Annotated in this window: 15 protein-coding genes; 12 read left to right on the top strand and 3 right to left on the bottom strand. The window is 73.4% G+C overall.

Annotated elements, in window-relative coordinates:
• Positions 1-113 precede the first annotated feature (113 nt).
• Positions 114-476: a DUF664 domain-containing protein gene (locus EDF32_RS02850; protein ID WP_233565649.1), complete on the top strand. Its 363-nt coding sequence runs from the start codon at positions 114-116 to the stop codon at positions 474-476.
• Positions 477-496: 20 nt separating this feature from the next.
• Here EDF32_RS02850 and EDF32_RS02845 read toward each other — a convergent pair whose 3' ends face one another.
• Together EDF32_RS02845 and EDF32_RS02840 are read right to left on the bottom strand one after the other, a co-directional pair.
• Positions 497-838, bottom strand: a complete 342-nt coding sequence (locus tag EDF32_RS02845; RefSeq protein WP_123306998.1) for a YciI family protein — start codon at positions 836-838, stop codon at positions 497-499.
• On the bottom strand, positions 835-1416 hold the full coding sequence (locus EDF32_RS02840) for a dihydrofolate reductase family protein (RefSeq protein WP_123307244.1): 582 nt from the start codon (positions 1414-1416) through the stop codon (positions 835-837). The genes EDF32_RS02845 and EDF32_RS02840 overlap by 4 nt, the downstream gene beginning before the upstream one ends.
• Before the next feature lie 120 nt (positions 1417-1536).
• On the opposite strand from EDF32_RS02840, the gene EDF32_RS02835 reads away from it, so the two are divergent.
• The 8 genes from EDF32_RS02835 (at position 1537) to EDF32_RS02800 (ending at position 12284) form a co-directional block, all read left to right on the top strand.
• Positions 1537-2001 (top strand): adenylyltransferase/cytidyltransferase family protein, encoded by a 465-nt coding sequence (locus tag EDF32_RS02835; protein WP_123306997.1) that lies wholly within the window; start codon positions 1537-1539, stop codon positions 1999-2001.
• A gap of 215 nt (positions 2002-2216) precedes the next feature.
• Positions 2217-3818, top strand: coding sequence for an ABC transporter permease (locus EDF32_RS02830; protein WP_123306996.1), 1602 nt, complete (start codon positions 2217-2219; stop codon positions 3816-3818).
• Positions 3819-3928: 110 nt separating this feature from the next.
• A complete protein-coding gene (locus tag EDF32_RS02825) occupies positions 3929-4603 on the top strand; it encodes an ABC transporter ATP-binding protein (protein ID WP_123307243.1) in 675 nt (224 codons plus the stop codon).
• A 191-nt stretch (positions 4604-4794) separates the two neighbouring features.
• Entirely contained in the window at positions 4795-6075 is a 1281-nt protein-coding gene (gene eno, locus EDF32_RS02820; RefSeq protein ID WP_123306995.1) for a phosphopyruvate hydratase, read from the top strand.
• 179 nt (positions 6076-6254) lie between these two features.
• Entirely contained in the window at positions 6255-6950 is a 696-nt protein-coding gene (locus tag EDF32_RS02815) for a septum formation initiator family protein (protein ID WP_123306994.1), read from the top strand.
• Positions 6951-6980: 30 nt separating this feature from the next.
• The gene (locus EDF32_RS02810) at positions 6981-7505 is read left to right on the top strand and encodes a DUF501 domain-containing protein (RefSeq protein WP_123306993.1); all 525 of its coding nucleotides are present in this window, start codon (positions 6981-6983) and stop codon (positions 7503-7505) included.
• A gap of 214 nt (positions 7506-7719) precedes the next feature.
• A complete protein-coding gene (locus tag EDF32_RS02805) occupies positions 7720-11208 on the top strand; it encodes a glycoside hydrolase family 3 C-terminal domain-containing protein (RefSeq protein ID WP_123306992.1) in 3489 nt (1162 codons plus the stop codon).
• 131 nt (positions 11209-11339) lie between these two features.
• Positions 11340-12284 carry a Ppx/GppA phosphatase family protein gene (locus EDF32_RS02800; protein WP_123306991.1) on the top strand — a complete coding sequence of 315 codons (945 nt, stop codon included), beginning with the start codon at positions 11340-11342 and terminating at the stop codon, positions 12282-12284.
• A 148-nt stretch (positions 12285-12432) separates the two neighbouring features.
• On the opposite strand, the gene EDF32_RS02795 is transcribed toward EDF32_RS02800, so the two are convergent.
• Positions 12433-13095: an endonuclease domain-containing protein gene (locus EDF32_RS02795; RefSeq protein WP_123306990.1), complete on the bottom strand. Its 663-nt coding sequence runs from the start codon at positions 13093-13095 to the stop codon at positions 12433-12435.
• 252 nt (positions 13096-13347) lie between these two features.
• On the opposite strand from EDF32_RS02795, the gene EDF32_RS02790 reads away from it, so the two are divergent.
• The 3 genes from EDF32_RS02790 to EDF32_RS02780 all read left to right on the top strand — a co-directional run bounded on the left by EDF32_RS02790 (position 13348) and on the right by EDF32_RS02780 (position 16776).
• Positions 13348-13680, top strand: a complete 333-nt coding sequence (locus tag EDF32_RS02790) for a PadR family transcriptional regulator (RefSeq protein ID WP_123306989.1) — start codon at positions 13348-13350, stop codon at positions 13678-13680.
• Entirely contained in the window at positions 13677-14975 is a 1299-nt protein-coding gene (locus EDF32_RS02785; protein ID WP_123306988.1) for a hypothetical protein, read from the top strand. Before EDF32_RS02790 ends, EDF32_RS02785 begins: the two co-directional genes overlap by 4 nt.
• Before the next feature lie 337 nt (positions 14976-15312).
• Positions 15313-16776 carry an NAD(P)/FAD-dependent oxidoreductase gene (locus EDF32_RS02780; protein WP_123306987.1) on the top strand — a complete coding sequence of 488 codons (1464 nt, stop codon included), beginning with the start codon at positions 15313-15315 and terminating at the stop codon, positions 16774-16776.
• Positions 16777-16813 lie beyond the last annotated feature (37 nt).

Genomic DNA, 16813 nt, shown 5'->3' with positions numbered 1-16813 from the left:
GCTCGCGGCGTACCTCGACTTCTACCGCGGGGTCGTGGAGCGCAAGCTCGACGGCCTGGGACGAGGAGCAGCTGCGCACGAGCCTGCTGCCGTCGGGATGGACCCCGCTGGAGATGCTCACCCACCTGGTGCACATGGAGCGCCGCTGGGTCGTGTGGGGATTCCTCGGCGAGCAGGTCGACCGGCCGTGGGGCGACAACGTCGGCGCCGACCCGCACAGCGGGTGGCGCGTGCCGGACGACGTCGGGCGGGACGAGCTGCTCGCCGCGCTGCACGCGGGCGGGGTGCGCACGCGCGAGGTGCTGGCCGCCCGCGACCTCGCCGAGCGGGGCGCCGTCGGCGGACGGTTCGCCGACGAGGGAAGGACCCCGCCGACGCTCGCCTGGATCGGCTTCCACGTGCTGCAGGAGTACGCGCGCCATGCCGGGCACCTCGACGTCGCGCGCGAGCTGGCGGACGGCGCGACCGGGGAGTAGCCCGGCCCGCCTGGAGCGCGTCAGCTCGCGGGGTCGTACCCGAACTGGCGGACCTCCTGCGCGCACCGGCAGGCGTGCGCGATCTTCGCCGCCCACACCAGCGCGGCGTCCCGCGACGGGACCTCCAGCACCGCGTAGCCGCCCTCGATCTGCGCCGTCTGCGGGTAGGTCCCCTCGGTCACCGCGCCGTCCCCGTCGACCCGGACCGGCGGGACGCTCTCGTCGATGCCGCCGCCGAACACCCACACGCCCGCGTCCTTCGCCTCCTGCACCACGGCGTGCGAGTCGTCGGCGACGGACTGCAGGTCGGTGCCGGACAGGTCCATGGCCCCGCTCGGGAACGAGATCAGGTACTTCGTCATCGGGACTCCTCCTCGGGTGCCTCAGGATTGCGGACGACGCGGTAGCGCAGGCAGGTGCGTCCGCCGACCTCGGTGACGCTCACCTTCTCCAGCGTCGCCGGAGGGTCGCCCTCGAACAGGCGCACGCCCGAGCCGAACAGGACGGGGACGATCTCGACGGTCAGCTCGTCGACGAGCCCCGCCGCCAGCAGCTGATGGAACAGGTCCGCGCCCCCGATGAACCGCACGTCCCTGTCCCCGGCCGCCTCGGCCGCACGGCGCACGGCCGCCTCGACGCCGTCCGTGACGAAGGTGACCGAGAGCCGCTCGTTGCGCTTCGGCTCGACCGGGGGCGGGGCGTGCGTCACGACGAAGATCGGCACCTGGAACTCGTAGTGGTCCGCGTAGTCGTCCGGGTCGTCGGCCATGTCGAACGTGCGCCGGCCCATGATCGCCGCGCCGGTCGCCTCCTGGATCCTTCGCAGGTGCCCGGAGCGCACGACCTCGTCGAAGTCCGCGTACAGGGGGGCGATGGAGCCGGTGGCGTCCTGGACGAACCCGTCGAGGGACACCGTCGCGCCGGCGGTCACTGTGGCCATGGCGTCCACGGTCCCACCCCCGTCGTCCCGCCGCATTTCACCCCGCGCGGGCGTTCCTCGGCGGCGCGGGCCCTTCTACCCTGGACGGGACGCCTCTCCAGGCGCGGTGAGGGGAACGGGATGATCGTCGGATACGCCCCCGGCGCGTGGGACCTCTTCCACGTCGGGCACCTGAACATCCTGCGGCACGCCCGCGAGCGGTGCGACCACCTCGTCGCGGGGGTCGTCGACGACGACATGCTCGAGCTCGCCAAGGGCCGCCGCCCCGTGGTCCCGGTCGCCGAGCGCGCCGAGATCTTGCGGCACATCGCCCTGGTCGACGAGGTGTTCATCGAGACGCAGCCCGACAAGCTGCTCACCTGGCAGCAGCGCCCGTTCGACCGGTTCTTCAAGGGCGACGACTGGCGCGGGACGCCCAAGGGCGTCGACCTCGAGCAGCGCTTCGCCGAGGTCGGCGTCGAGGTCGTCTACTTCCCGTACACCGTGCACACGTCCAGCACCGCGCTGCGCCGCGCGCTGACGCTGCTGGAGACGCCGGTCGCGGCGCCGGTGTCGTCGTCGGACGCGCTCGCGCTCGACGCCTGACCCCTGCACCCCTCCGCCCCTCCGCCCCTCCGTACTCCGCCCCGCACCCCTCCGCCGAGACGTCGAATTCGGCCCCGGATTCGAAGAATCACGGGGCAGAATTCGACATCTCGGCGGGGAGGGTGCCGGCGCGTCTCGGCGGGGTGGGACCGGCTCATAGGCTCCCCACAGCATCGCGACAGCCGCGCTCCAGCGCCCGTCCTTAGGTTCGCGGCATGTTCCTCACCTATCTCAGACGCGAGCTGAGCAACCGCCGCAAACAGTCCGTCATCATCGCGATCGGCATGGCCGTGGCCATCGCGCTCGTCATGATCGTCAACGCCGCCGCCGCGGGCGTCAGCGACGCCCAGGACGACGTCCTCGACTCCGTCTACGGCGTCGGCACCGACATCACCGTCACCCAGGCCGGCGAGCCCGGCGGCGGCGGTCCCGGCCGGTTCGACGTCGGGTCCGACGACGGCACGGCCCAGGACGGCGACGACGGCGCCTCGCGCTCCTTCGACCAGGACCGCCTCGAGGTGGCGCGCGGCTCGGCGTCGTTCGACGCGTCCGCCCTGAAGACCGTGACCGGGATCGACGGCGTCTCCGCCGCGACCGGGACCCTCACCCTGAGCAACACCTCCTTCTCCGGCGAGATGCCCGACTTCGACGCGATGCGCCAGCAGGGGCAGGACGGCGGCGACGGCGGGGGAGCGGGCGGCCCGGGCGGCGCGTCGGGCGGGACCGACGGCTCGAGCGACGCCCCCGCGGGCGGCGCCGACGGGCAGGGCGGCTCGTCCTTCTCGGTCGACTCCTTCTCGGTGACGGGCATCGACCCGGCCGCCGACGCCGTCGGGCCCCTGACGACCGTCGAGGTCACCGACGGCCGAGGGCTCGAGGCGGACGACTCGACGTCGGGCACCGACGGGGCCCCGGCGGACGTCGCCGTCCTCGACGCGGCCTACGCCTCCACGGCCGACCTGGCCGTCGGGGACACCGTCACCGTGGGTGGCAAGGACCTCAAGGTCGTCGGCATCGTCGGGTCCACGACGGGCGACGGCGTGGCCACCGGCTCCGACGTCTACGTCCCGCTCGCCCTCGCGCAGTCCCTCGCCGACCTCGACGGCCAGCTCACCGACGTCTACGTCCAGGCGGCCTCGAGCGACGACATCGACGCGGTCTCCGCCGCGATCACCACGGCCCTGCCCGACGCGAGCGTCTCCACCCAGGCCGACCTCGCGTCGTCGGTCACCGGCTCGCTGTCCACGGCGTCCGACCTGATCTCCAAGCTCGGGCTGTGGCTGTCCGTGCTGGTCCTCGCCGCGGCGTTCGGCATCGCGATCCTGTTCACCGTCTCCGGCGTGACCCGGCGCACCCGCGAGCTCGGGACGCTCAAGGCGCTCGGCTGGCGCAACTCGCGGGTCGTCGGGCAGGTCGCCGGGGAGTCCGTGGTCCAGGGGCTGCTCGGCGGGGTCGCCGGGCTCGTCCTCGGGCTCGTCGGCATCGGCATCATCGACGCGCTCGGCATCACGCTCTCCGGCGCGACCGGGGGGTCCTCGTTCGGGTTCGGCGGGCCCGGCGGCGGGGGCGGCGGCGCGCCCGCCGGGGGCACCGGGGGCGGTGGCGCCGGCGGCCCGGGCGGCGGAGGCGGCGGCCCGTTCGGCGGGAGCCAGACGGCGGCCAGCGCGGTCGACGTCGTCCTGCACGCCCCCGTCAGCGTGACCGTGGCGCTCGCGGCCGTCGGCCTCGCGATCCTCGGCGGCCTGGTCGCCGGGCTCGTCGGCGGACGACGCGCGGCCCGGCTGCGGCCCGCCGAGGCGCTGCGGAGCGTCGCGTGAGCGCCGCGGCGGAGCGGACCGCCGAGCCGGCGACCAGCCCGGTCAACATCCCCGACATCCCCGCCGACCTTCCTGCCGACCTTCCTGCCGACACCCCGGAGCGGACGACCATGTACGAGATCAGCGGCCTGACGAAGACCTACACGCAGGGCAAGCGCGTCGTGCACGCGCTCGCGGGCGTGGACCTGCACATCGACGCCGGCGAGCTCGTCTCGATCCAGGGCCCCACGGGCGGGGGCAAGTCCACCCTGCTGCAGATGCTCGGGGGGCTGGACCGGCCGTCGTCGGGCACGATCGCGCTCGACGGCAAGGACCTCGCCGCGATGAGCGACCGCGAGCTGACCGGGGTGCGGGCGTCCACGATCGGGTTCGTGTTCCAGGGGTTCAACCTCATCCCGACGCTGACCGCGCAGGAGAACGTCGAGACGGCGCTCGTCCCGGAGGGGGTCTCTGCCTCCGTGCGGGCGGAGCGCGCGGCGGCGGCGCTCGCGTCCGTGGGGCTCGGCGACCGGGGCGCGCACCTGCCGGTCGAGCTCTCGGGCGGGCAGCAGCAGCGCGTGGCGATCGCGCGGGCGCTGGTGAAGGACCCGACCGTCCTGCTCGCCGACGAGCCGACCGGCAACCTCGACGAGCAGACGCGCGACGAGATCGTCGAGCTGCTCGAGGGGCTGTGGAAGGAGCAGGGGCTGACGGTGATCATGGTGACCCACGACTCGACGGTGGCGCGGCGCACGCAGCGGCGGCTGCGGATCGCGGGCGGGAAGCTGACCGAGATCGGGGTCTGACGCTCGCCGTCCGCCGAGAAGTCGAACTCCGCCCCAGAATTCGCAGAATTCGGGGCCGAGTTCGACTTCTCGGCGGACGGTCGGCGGACCAGCGGTGGACGGACGGGGTCGGGATGCGGACGGGCGGGACGGCCCCGGGCGCCGGGACTACCCTGGACCGGTAACCCCACTCACCTTCTGAAGGAGCATCTGTGGCCAGCATCGAAGCCGTCGGCGCACGCGAGATCCTCGACTCGCGCGGAAACCCCACCGTCGAGGTCGAGGTCGTCCTGGACGACGGCACGTTCGCGCGTGCGGGCGTCCCCTCGGGCGCGTCGACCGGTGCGTTCGAGGCCGTCGAGCGCCGCGACGGCGACAACAGCCGCTACCTGGGCAAGGGCGTCGAGGGCGCGGTCAACGCCGTCATCGACGACATCGCCCCCGAGATCATGGGCTTCGAGGCCGAGGACCAGCGCCTCGTCGACGCCGCGATGATCGAGCTCGACGGCACCCCCAACAAGGGCAAGCTCGGCGCGAACGCCATCCTCGGCGTCTCGATCGCCGTCGCGAAGGCCGCCTCGCTGTCCGCCGGCCTGGACCTGTACCGCTACCTCGGCGGCGCCGGCGCGCACCTGCTGCCCGTGCCGATGATGAACATCCTCAACGGTGGCTCCCACGCCGACTCGAACGTCGACATCCAGGAGTTCATGATCGCGCCGATCGGCGCGTCGAGCTTCAAGGAGGCCTACCGGACCGGCGCCGAGGTCTACCACTCCCTCAAGTCCGTGCTGAAGGCCAAGGGCCTCGCGACGGGCCTCGGCGACGAGGGCGGCTTCGCGCCGAACCTCGAGTCGAACCGCGCCGCGCTGGACCTGATCCTCGTCGCCATCGAGAAGGCCGGGTTCGTCCCGGGCAAGGACGTCGCGCTCGCGCTCGACGTGGCCGCCACCGAGTTCTTCAAGGACGGCGCCTACCAGTTCGAGGGCCAGGCGAAGACCAACGACGAGATGGTCGCCTACTACGAGCAGCTCGTGGCCGACTACCCGCTGGTCTCCATCGAGGACCCGCTGTCCGAGGACGAGTGGGCCGGCTGGTCGCAGCTCGTCTCCGACATCGGCGACAAGGTGCAGATCGTGGGCGACGACCTGTTCGTCACCAACCCGGTCCGCCTGCAGCGCGGCATCGACGAGAAGGCCGCGAACTCGCTCCTGGTCAAGCTCAACCAGATCGGCACCGTCACCGAGACGCTCGACGCCGTGAACCTCGCGCACCGCAACGGGTTCACGTCGATGACCTCGCACCGCTCCGGCGAGACCGAGGACACCACGATCGCCGACCTCGCGGTCGCGACGAACGCCGGGCAGATCAAGACCGGTGCGCCGGCCCGCGGCGAGCGCATCGCCAAGTACAACCAGCTGCTGCGCATCGAGGAGGCCCTCGACGACGCCGCGGTGTACGCGGGGGCGTCGTCGTTCCCGCGCTTCCAGGGCTGACCCCCTAGCGGGCCCGCCCGGGTCCGCCGAGAAGTCGAATTCGGCCCCTGTTTCTTCGGAAACAGGGGCCGAATTCGACTTCTCGGCGGACGGGGTCCCGGCGCCTCGGCGGGTCGCCCTCGCCCGCCACGCCGCCCGGACCTCCCGGTCCCGCGTGCCCGGGATGAGAAGATCGGCCCGTGCCTGCGAACCGTCGTCCGACCGCGCCCGCCGCGGGCGCACGCCCCCGCGGCCGCAGCCCGGCCGGGTCGGGCCGCAGCCCGCGCACCGGCGCCACCCGCGCCGTCCCGGCGCGACCCGCGCCGGCTGCCGCCGCCCGCCCGGGGACCTCGGGGACGACGTCGTCGGGCACGGCCCGCGCCGCGTCGTCGGGCACGACGGCGCCCCCCGCCCCGCACGAGAAGACGCGCAGCCGGTTCGGGTTCGCACTGCCCGAGCGGCTGACCGTCCGCTCGATGGTGCTGACCGTCGTGATCCTCGTCGCCGTCGCGATGCTGCTGCCGACGGCGCGCGCGTACGTGAACCAGGCCGGCGAGCTGCACCAGGTCGAGAGCCAGCTCGCCGCCGCGAAGCAGGAGCGCGCGGACCTCGAGGTCGAGCTCGACCGGTGGGACGACCGCTCGTACGTCGTCGCCCAGGCGCGCGACCGCCTGAGCTTCGTGATGCCCGGCGAGACCGCGTACCGCGTGCTGGACCCCGGCGTCGTGCGCACCACCCACGACCCCGCGACCGGGCACAAGGTCGGCACCGGGCCGGTCGACGCGAGCGACGGCAGCGCTCCCTGGTACTCCTCGGTGTGGAGCTCGGTGCAGCTCGCGGGCGAGGACGGTTCCCGGGCGAGCGACAATGGTGGCGACCGCGGCAGCGCGCCGTGACCTGCTGAACCACCGAGGACGGAACCACCCGTGACCGACACCGCGCCCGCACGCCCGGCCGACGAGACCGCCACCCCCGAGGACCTCGAGGTCCTCGCCGAGCAGCTCGGCCGCACTCCGCGCGGTGTCGTGGGGATCGCGGCGCGCTGCGTGTGCGGGCGCCCGCTCGTGGCGCGGACCGCCCCCCGGCTCGACGACGGCACCCCGTTCCCGACGACGTTCTACCTCACCGCCCCGCCGGTGGTCGCCGCCGCCTCCACGCTGGAGGCGAACGGCGTGATGAAGGAGATGACGGCCGCGCTCGAGGACGACGCCGAGCTGGCCGCCGCCTACCGGCGCGCGCACGAGCACTACCTCGCCCAGCGCGAGGCGCTCGGGCACGTCGAGGAGATCGCGGGCATCAGCGCGGGCGGCATGCCGACGCGCGTCAAGTGCATCCACGTCGTGACCGCGCACGCGCTCGCGGCAGGGCCCGGCGTCAACCCGATGGGCGACGACGCCCTCGCGCGGATGGCCGAGGCCGGGCTGTGGCGGCGGGACCGCTGCAGCTGCTGAGCGGGGCCGGGGCACGGCCGCGGCTTCCCGCCCTCGGGCCGTGGTCGCTGACAGCGCTGTCCGCGGGCCGAGACTGACAGCGCTGTCCAAGTTGCCGCGAGCACCCGACGGGCGTCAGATGTCCGCGGGGCGTCTTCCGCGTCCCACCGTCCCGGGCGAGCGACGACGCACGCCGGGCACGGCCTGAGCACGACGAGGTTTCTCAGGAGGACACGTGTTCGAGAACCCACAACCACCCCGGCGCCACCGCGCTCGCGCGGCCGGCATCGCCGCCGTGGCCGCCCTCGCGCTGGCGGCCGCGCCCGCGGTGGCGCAGGCCGCCGCGCCCGCCGACCAGGCGAGCCAGGCCCACCCGGCGCCACAGGCGAAGCCCGCCGCGAGCAGCGACTGCCCGTGGCTCACGTCCGGCGGCTCGGACACCGCGCGGGCGAAGCAGGTCGTGGCGAAGATGACGCTCGACGAGAAGATCTCGATGGTTCACGGCGCCGACGCCGGCGACTACACGGGCCTGGTCGCGGGGATCCCGCGGCTGTGCGTCCCGAGGCTCAAGCTGCAGGACGGCCCGGTGGGCGTGCGCATGGACGACACCACCCAGCTCCCCTCGGCGACCGCGCTCGCGGCCACCTGGGACACGGACGCGGCGCACGACTACGGCGCGGTCATCGGCGCGGAGGACAAGGCCAAGGGCGTCGACGTCGACCTCGGCCCGACCGTCAACATCGTCCGCGACCCCCGGTGGGGACGCGCGTTCGAGACCTACTCCGAGGACCCGCACCTCACCGGGCAGATCGGTGCCCAGGACATCGAGGGCATCCAGTCGACCGGCGTCATGGCCCAGCTCAAGCACTGGGCGATCTACAACCAGGAGACCAACCGCAACTCCGCGAACGACGACGCGATCGTCGACGACCGCACGGTGCGCGAGATCTACGCCTCCGCGTTCGAGTCGATCGTCGACGAGGCGGAGCCGGCGTCGGTGATGTGCTCCTACAGCTACGTCAACGGCACGGACGCCTGCGAGAATCCCTACCTCAACGACATCCTCAAGAAGGACTTCGGGTTCGACGGGTTCATCACCTCCGACTGGTGGGGCACCAAGAGCACGGTCGCCGCGGCCAACGCGGGGATGGACCTCGAGATGCCGAACAGCACCTACTTCGGCGACGCGCTGAAGACCGCGGTCACGGACGGGAAGGTCCCGGAGAGCCGGGTCGACGACATGGTCACGCGCATCCTGCGCGAGGAGTTCCGCTTCGACCTGTTCGCGCACCCCAGCGCCGACACCCCCGACGCGGTCGCCTCCACGGACGCCCACGTCGCGAGCGCGCGGAGCATCGCGGAGGACGGGACGGTGCTCCTCAAGAACGAGGGCGACGTCCTGCCGCTGACCACGAGCACGCGCTCGGTCGCGGTGATCGGGTCGGGCGCCAGCACAGGAGCGGTCACGGGCGGTGGCGGCAGCGCCGCCGTCGCCGGGACCGGCACGGTCACGCCCCTCGAGGGCATCACGGACCGGGCGGCCCAGAGCGGCGTCGACGTGACGTACGCCCCGGGCGGTGCGGGGAGCGACGGCTCGCTCCCGCCGATCGAGGCGAAGTACCTCACGCCGTCGTCGGGCACCGGGAACGGGCTCACCGCCCAGCTCTACGCGAGCACCGACCTCACCGGCGACCCCGTCGTCACGCGCACGGACCCGCAGGTCGCGTTCACGTGGAACGGCGCCGCGCCCGCGGAGGGCGTCTCCGGCGGAGAGTTCTCCGCCCGCTGGACCGGGACGCTCACGCCCCCGGCCACCGGGGCCTACACCGTCGGGCTGACCAGCGACGACGGCTCGCGCCTGATCGTCGACGGCAAGACCGTGATCGACAACTGGGGCAGCCACGGCTCGCAGACGAAGACCGCCGCGCTCGACCTCACCGCGGGCACGCCCGTGTCGGTCGAGGTGGACTACTACCAGGGCGGGGGCGGCTCGAACGTCAACCTCGGCTGGACGGCCCCGGGGCACGACCCCCTCGGCGACGCCGTCGCCGCCGCGCAGGACGCCGACGTCGCCGTCGTCTACGCGAACAACACCGAGTCCGAGGGCGGCGACCTCCAGGACATCGATCTCCCGGGCTCGCAGGACGAGCTGATCGCGGCGGTCGCGAAGGCGAACCCGCGCACCGTCGTCGTGCTCAACACGGGCTCCGCGGTCACCATGCCCTGGGTCGACGACGTCGCGGGCCTGTTCGAGGCCTGGTACCCCGGGCAGGAGTCCGGCACCGCGATCGCCTCGCTGCTGTTCGGGGACACCAACCCGTCGGGCAAGCTGCCGGTGACCTTCCCGAGGTCCCTCGCGGACGTCCCGGCGTCCACCGAGTCCCAGTGGCCGGGGGTCGACGGGAAGGTGCAGTTCTCCGAGGGCCTCGACGTCGGCTACCGGTGGTACGACGCCCACGACGTCGAGCCGCTGTTCCCGTTCGGGTACGGGCTGTCGTACACCAGCTTCCGGGTGTCGGGCCTGCACCTGAGCTCGGCACACCTGGCCGAGGACGGGTCGGTGAAGGCGACCGCGACGGTGACGAACACGGGAAAGGTCGCCGGCTCCGACGTCGTCCAGGTCTACCTGTCCCAGCCGCGCAGCAGCGGGGAGCCGCCGAAGTCGCTCGTCGGGTTCGAGAAGGTCTCGCTCAAGCCGGGGAAGTCGACGAAGGTGTCCGTGACGATCGACGCGCGCGACGCGTCGGCGTGGAACAGCAAGGCGCACACCTGGGCGCTGACGCCGGGCACGTACACGGTCCGGGCCGGCGACTCGTCGTCGCACCTGCCGACGAAGGACTACTTCTCGGTGACGAGGACGACGCAGCCGCGGTGGGTCACGGTCAAGGCGCCCGGTGTCGTGACGCCCGGCAAGGCCGCGACCGTGCGGACGACGTTCACGAACGCCTCGACCACGACGGCGAAGGACGTCCGCACGAGCCTGCAGCTTCCCGAGGGCTGGACCACCAGCCCGCGCAGCAGCACGACCCTCAAGGTCGCTCCGGGCACGTCGGTCACCACGAGCTGGAAGGTCGCGGTGCCGAAGGACGCGGCGGCCGGCCCGGCGACGGTCGGCGCCACGTCCCGGTACGACGGCGGCTCGGCCGAGTCCTCCACGGACGTCGCCGTCCCGTACGCCGACCTCGCGGCCGCGTATGACACGGTCGGGGTCAGCGACGACAGCGACGAGACCGCCGGGAACCTCGATGGTTCTGGGTACTCGTACTCGGCGCAGGCGCTCGCGTCGGTGGGCGTGTCGCCCGGAGCGGCGGTCCCGGGCGGCTACGGCGGGCTCGTGTTCCCGAAGGTGGCGGCGGGACGGCCCGACGCCGTCTCGACCGCGGGACAGGTCGTCACCATGTCCGGGACGGGCACCAGGCTGGCGCTGCTCGGCACCGGCACGAGCTCCGAGCAGACGGGCACGCTCACGGTGACGTACACGGACGGCACGACGTCGAGCGCGACCGTCCGCCTCGCCGACTGGTACAACAACAACCCGACGCCGGGCAGCGTGATCGTCGCGACCACGCCGTACTGGAACCGCCCGGCGGGCTCGACCAACCAGAAGGACCAGAAGGTGAGCCTGTATGCCACGTCGGTCCCGCTGACCGCGGGCAAGCAGGTCAGGACGATCACGCTCCCGGACAACCCCCGGCTGCACGTGTTCGCCACGGCGATCGGCTGACGGCGCTCGGGGGTCGGGTGGCCGTCGCGCGACGGCCACCCGACCGTCGTCGGGCACGCATGACGCACGCCACCCCCGCCCGCCGGCCGGACGGCAGGGCGGGGGTGGGTGGCGCCTGGCACCCTGGTCGCATGACATCTCGCGTGGCCGCGATCGACTGCGGCACCAACTCGATCCGCCTGCTCGTCGCCGACGTGGCGGACGACGGCACCCTCGTCGACCTGGACCGGCGCATGGAGGTCGTGCGCCTCGGGCAGGGGGTGGACCGCACCGGACGGCTCGCGCCCGAGGCCCTCACGCGCACGCTCGACGCGACGCGTCGATACGCGGACGTGATCCGCGGGCTCGGGGCGCAGCGCGTGCGCTTCGTCGCGACGTCGGCGATGCGCGACGCCGAGAACCGCCAGGAGTTCGTGGACGGCGTGACCGAGATCCTCGGCGTCGCGCCGGAGGTCGTCACGGGCGACGACGAGGCGGCGCTGTCGTTCTCCGGCGCGACCGTGGTGGCCGCCGAGCACGACGCGCCGTACCTGGTCGTGGACCTCGGGGGCGGCTCCACGGAGCTGGTGCTCGGCGACGCGTCGCCGCAGGCCGCCCGGTCGATGGACGTCGGCTGCGTCCGGATGAGCGAGCGGCACCTGCGCAGCGACCCGCCGACGCCGGAGCAGGTCGCCGCCGCGCGGGCCGACGTGCGGTCGGCGCTCGACGAGGCGTCGTCGGTGGTCCCGGTCGGGCAGGCGGCGACGCTCGTCGGGCTCGCCGGGACCGTGACCACGGTGACGGCGCACGCGCTGGGCCTCGAGAGGTACGACCGCGAGCGGATCAACGGCGCCGAGCTGCCCGTCGATGCGGTGCTCGCGGCGTGCGAGGACCTGGTCGCGATGCCGCGCGAGGAGCGCGCGGCGCTGGGCTTCATGCACCCCGGCCGTGTCGACGTGATCGGGGCGGGCGCGCTCGTCTGGTCGGAGGTCGTGCGCCGGGTGCGCGACGACGTCGCGGCGGCGGGCGGGCAGCTCGCGACCGTCGTCACGAGCGAGCACGACATCCTCGACGGGATCGCGCTCTCGATCGCCTGAGGTCGGTCCCGCCGAGACGCGCGGCCCGCCCGCTCGGCCTCCCGCCGCTCGGCCCGCCTTCCCGCCGAGAAGTCGAATTCGGCCCCTGATCCTGCGGATCTAGGGGCCGTATTCGACTTCTCGGCGGAGAGCGCCGGCCGCGCAGGGGTCAGCGGCGGAGCGCCTTGCGGACCCGCTGGATGAGGACGTGCGGGTTGTGCAGCACGTCGTCCGCCGTCACCACGACGACGCGCCACCCGAGGTCCTCGAGCGCCTGCTTGCGCGCGACGTCGCGGCGCCAGGTCGCAGGATCGGTCCGGTGCACGTCGCCGTCGTACTCGATCGCCACCCGCTCGGGGACGTACGCCATGTCCACCAGGGCGACGACGTGGCCTCGCTCGTCGCGGACGAGGTGATTCACCTCGGGGCAGCGCTCGCCGACCCCGACGAGCGCGAGCCGCGTCCGGGTCTCCATCGACGAGTCCGTGCGCGGCCGGATCAGCTCGAGGGCGAGGCGCATGCGCGCGATCCCGCGGGTGCCCGCGGGCGACTCCCGGGTGACGCGGCGCAGGGAGCCGAGGGACGTCGTCGGGCCCTTGCGGCGGGTCATCGAGTCGCCGAGCACCACGAGCTCCTCGGCGTCGAGCCGGCCCGCGAGGTCCCGCCAGGTGCGGGCGGGCGTGGCGACGCGGATCCCGTGCAGGGGCGCGGCGAACCGTGCCTGGCGCATCTGCTTGGCGGTGAGGCCGTGGTGGCGACCGTCGGCGACGGTGAAGACGGTCGGCACGGTCTGGTGGGTCTGATAGGTCTGCTGGGTGGCGGGCGTCGGCATGCCGGGAGCCTCGCGCTCGGCGCGCGCGGCGGGAACTTGTCCTGGCCCCGCTGTGGACGCAGGTCGCGCGTCGACGCCTGTGGACACCCCGCCGAGACGTCGAATTCGGCCCCTGATCCTGCGGATCTAGGGGCCGAATTCGACTTCTCGGCGGAACCCAGGACACGCCGGTACTTCGCTCTAGCCGCTAGTGCGCGCTGCGTAGTACCGTGAACCGCGCAGGCCGCGACGGGCGGCCGGGACGGAGGACCGGTGGACACCACACAGCTGCTCAAGGGGGTGCTCGACGTCGCGGTGCTGGCGGTCGTCGAGGACGAGGACGGGTACGGGTACGACGTCGTGCGCCGCCTGCGCACGGCGGGGCTCGACGACGTCGGCGACGCCTCGGTCTACGGCACGCTGCGCCGCCTGTACGCCGGGGGAGCGCTGACCAGCTACGTCGTGCCCTCCGACTCCGGCCCGCACCGCAAGTACTACGGCATCAGCCCGCAGGGCCGCCAGATGCTCGAGACCCAGCGCAAGGTCTGGACCGACTTCGCGACGACGATGAGCGGCCTCCTCGGCCGGGACGGAGCAGCAGCATGAGCGTCACCAGCCCCGAGGCTCCCGAGCGGACGATCGCCGGCCAGGTCCACACCTATGCGCTGGCCGTCCGCGCGGCGCTCGCCGACCTCCCGGAGGAGCAGGTCGACGAGCTCGTCGACGGCCTCGAGGCCGACCTGACCGAGGCGCTCGCCGACTCCGCGGGCCGCGCCGGGACCGCCTGGCCGGGCACGTCGGCGGAGGCGCCGTCCGAGGTGCCCGACGGCGGCCCGCTCGCCGCGGTCTTCGGCCCCGCCGAGGAGTACGCGGCCGAGCTGCGCGCCGCGGGCGGGCTCGGGCCGGCGACGACCGGCCCGGAGACCCGGCACACGGTCCGCGCCGCGGTGGCCGACGCCGCGCACCGGGCCGCCGACCGATGGCGCGAGACGTGGGCCCCGCTGATGTCGACACCCGGGGGCTCCGCCGTCGTCGACTTCCTCCGCACGCTGCGGCCCCTGTGGTGGGTCTACCGCGGCTGGTTCGTGGCGGGGGTCCTGTGGGCGTACTTCAGCTCCGACCGCGGGCCGCAGCTCGTGCCGGAGAGCCTCGCCACCTGGGTCCTCGTGCTCGCGATGGTGGTCGTCAGCGTCCAGTGGGGCCGCGGCCGGTGGAAGCCGTGGCGCTGGCTGCGCGGGCTGGTGCGCGTGCTCAGCGTCGTCGCCGTGCTGTTCGGCTACGCGATGATCCATGCCGCGGTGTACAACACGGGCGACGCGTTCGCGCAGGACCGCGGCCTGTACGACGCGCAGACCACCGCGCCCGACGGCGTCTGGAGCGGCGGGCGCCAGGTCGGCAACCTCTTCGCCTTCGACGCCGCGGGCAAGCCGCTGGACGACGTGCGGATCTTCGACGACGCGGGCGAGCCTGTGCGGACCCAGGCGTTCGGCGACGGTGCGGAGCCGACCGAGGTGTGGCGCGCGCCGGGCACCTACTATGCGCGGCCGCAGGCGACGGCCGGGGGGTCGCGGCCGACGAACGTCTACCCGCTGCAGGTCTTCGACGAGGCGGACGGCACGTGGGACGACGACGGGATGACCTTCCTGCCGTCCGACCCGGAGTCGGTCCGCGACGCCCCGAGCCCGTTCGTCGTGGTGCCGCCGCTGGAGGTCGCGGGGGCATCGGCGCAGGCGCCGGACCCGGCGGCCACGGACGACCCGGCGGACAAGGCCGCGGAGGCCCCGGCGGACAAGGCCGCGAAGAAGGCGACCGAGGCACCGGCCCAGAAGTCGACGGAACCGGAGCCGAAGGTGTCGGCGGGGCCCGCCGAGGCTGCGCCGTCGGGCACCCCGACACCCTGACGGCGGTCGCCCCGGCACCCGTTCCCGCCGAGAAGTCGAAAATGGCCTCTGATCCTGCGGATCCAGGGGCCAGTTTCGACTTCTCGGCGGGCGGGGCGGGCGCGCCTCGGCGGCCGTGCGCGCGCGTCGCGTTGGTCACACCGGACGCCGCTCCGAGGGTCGCGGATGCCCGACGCCGGCCCGTGCCCGGTCGGCATCTCCGCAGGTCAGAAGGCCTTTCCGAGGGGTGCGGACCGCCCCGGACCACCCGCCGCTCCCGGCGACGTCCAGCCGGCGTCCAGAACGCCCGTCGGCGCTGCCAGTTTCGCGTCGGGGGCGGCGGGAATACCCTGGTGGCATGCCCCAGAATGATCTGACCTCGGTCGACCGTGCCCAGGACGACGCCACGTCCGCACAGCGCGAGTCGCGCCCGCGCAAGATCCCGCGCATCGTCGTCCTCGGTGGCGGCACGATCGGGCTCTACTCGGCGCGCCGGATCCGCCGTCGTCTCGGCAAGCAGGACGCCGCGATCGTCGTCGTCGACCCGCGCCCCTACATGACCTACGCGCCGTTCCTGCCCGAGGTCGCGGCAGGCTCGATCGACGGCCGCAACGTCGTCGCTCCGCTGCGCCAGGCGCTCAAGGGCACCGACGTGCTCCAGGGCCGCGCGACGAAGATCGACCACGGTGCCAAGCGCATCCAGATCACGCCCCAGGAGGGCGAGCCGTACGAGATCACGTACGACCAGCTGGTGATCGGCCTCGGGTCAGTCTCGCGCACGCTGCCCATCCCGGGCCTCGCGGAGCAGGCGATCGGCTTCAAGAACGTCGAGGAGGCCGTGGCGGTCCGCAACCACGTCATCAACCGGCTCGACGTCGCGTCCTCCACGTGGGACCAGGACGTGCGCCGCCGCATGCTCACCTTCACGTTCGTCGGCGGCGGGTTCGCCGGCATCGAGGCGCTCGGCGAGATCGAGGACATGGCGCGCGCCGCGATCAAGCGCTACGACTCGATCAGCGACGAGGACATGCGCTTCGTGATGATCGAGGGCGCGGACCGGATCCTGCCCGAGCTGAGCCTCCCGATGGCGGAGTACGCGCTCGAGGAGCTCAAGAAGCGCGGCATCGAGTTCCACCTGAGCACCTTCCTCAGCTCCTGCGTCGACGGCCACATCGTGACGTCGACCGGTGTGGAGTTCGACAGCGAGACCCTCGTGTGGACGGCGGGAGTCAAGGCGAACCCGGTCATCGGCGAGTCCGACCTGCCGACCGACAAGATGGGCCGCCTCACCGTGCTGCCGACCCTCCAGGTCGTCGACGCGGACGGCAACGTCGTCCCCGACGCCTGGGGCGCGGGCGACTGCGCCGCGGTGCCGGACCTCGAGAACCCCGGCAAGTTCTGCCCGCCGAACGCCCAGCACGCGATCCGCGAGGCCTGGACCCTCGGCGACAACGTCGCCGCCTCGATCCAGGGGAACTCGCTCGCCGAGTACCGCCACAAGAACATCGGCACGGTCGCCTCGCTCGGCCTCTACAAGGGCGTCGCGGAGCTGTTCGGCCGCTTCAAGTTCAAGGGCTTCCCGGCGTGGGTCGTGCACCGCTCGTACCACGGTGGCGCGATGCCGACGCTGAACCGCAAGCTGCGCATCTTCATGGGTTGGTTCGACCAGCTCGTCCTGCGCCGCGACCCGGTCTCGCTCGGCTCGATCCACGACCCGCGCGCCGAGTTCCGTCACGCGTCCCTGCCGCCGAAGAAGGCTGTCGACGCGGCGTCGACCGACGACCGCAAGGGCGAGAAGGTCGGCACGACCGGCCCGTCCTGACCGGCGGCCCCACTGCCCACCGATACCCCCGCAGCCG

This window comes from Cellulomonas sp. PhB143 (assembly GCF_003752595.1).
GTDB lineage: Bacteria > Actinomycetota > Actinomycetes > Actinomycetales > Cellulomonadaceae > Paraoerskovia.
Note: the sequence above shows the minus strand (reverse complement) of the source record. Positions and strands in the feature narration are given on the sequence as shown.

What these genes read in the sequence shown, in the direction of transcription:
- EDF32_RS02850 (WP_233565649.1), top strand. Translation starts at nt 114, where the DNA reads ATGCTCACCCACCTGGTGCACATGGAGCGCCGCTGGGTCGTGTGGGGA.
- EDF32_RS02845 (WP_123306998.1), bottom strand. Translation starts at nt 838, where the DNA reads ATGACGAAGTACCTGATCTCGTTCCCGAGCGGGGCCATGGACCTGTCC.
- EDF32_RS02840 (WP_123307244.1), bottom strand. Translation starts at nt 1,416, where the DNA reads ATGGCCACAGTGACCGCCGGCGCGACGGTGTCCCTCGACGGGTTCGTC.
- EDF32_RS02835 (WP_123306997.1), top strand. Translation starts at nt 1,537, where the DNA reads ATGATCGTCGGATACGCCCCCGGCGCGTGGGACCTCTTCCACGTCGGG.
- EDF32_RS02830 (WP_123306996.1), top strand. Translation starts at nt 2,217, where the DNA reads ATGTTCCTCACCTATCTCAGACGCGAGCTGAGCAACCGCCGCAAACAG.
- EDF32_RS02825 (WP_123307243.1), top strand. Translation starts at nt 3,929, where the DNA reads ATGTACGAGATCAGCGGCCTGACGAAGACCTACACGCAGGGCAAGCGC.
- EDF32_RS02800 (WP_123306991.1), top strand. Translation starts at nt 11,340, where the DNA reads ATGACATCTCGCGTGGCCGCGATCGACTGCGGCACCAACTCGATCCGC.
- EDF32_RS02795 (WP_123306990.1), bottom strand. Translation starts at nt 13,095, where the DNA reads ATGCCGACGCCCGCCACCCAGCAGACCTATCAGACCCACCAGACCGTG.
- EDF32_RS02785 (WP_123306988.1), top strand. Translation starts at nt 13,677, where the DNA reads ATGAGCGTCACCAGCCCCGAGGCTCCCGAGCGGACGATCGCCGGCCAG.
- EDF32_RS02780 (WP_123306987.1), top strand. Translation starts at nt 15,313, where the DNA reads ATGCCCCAGAATGATCTGACCTCGGTCGACCGTGCCCAGGACGACGCC.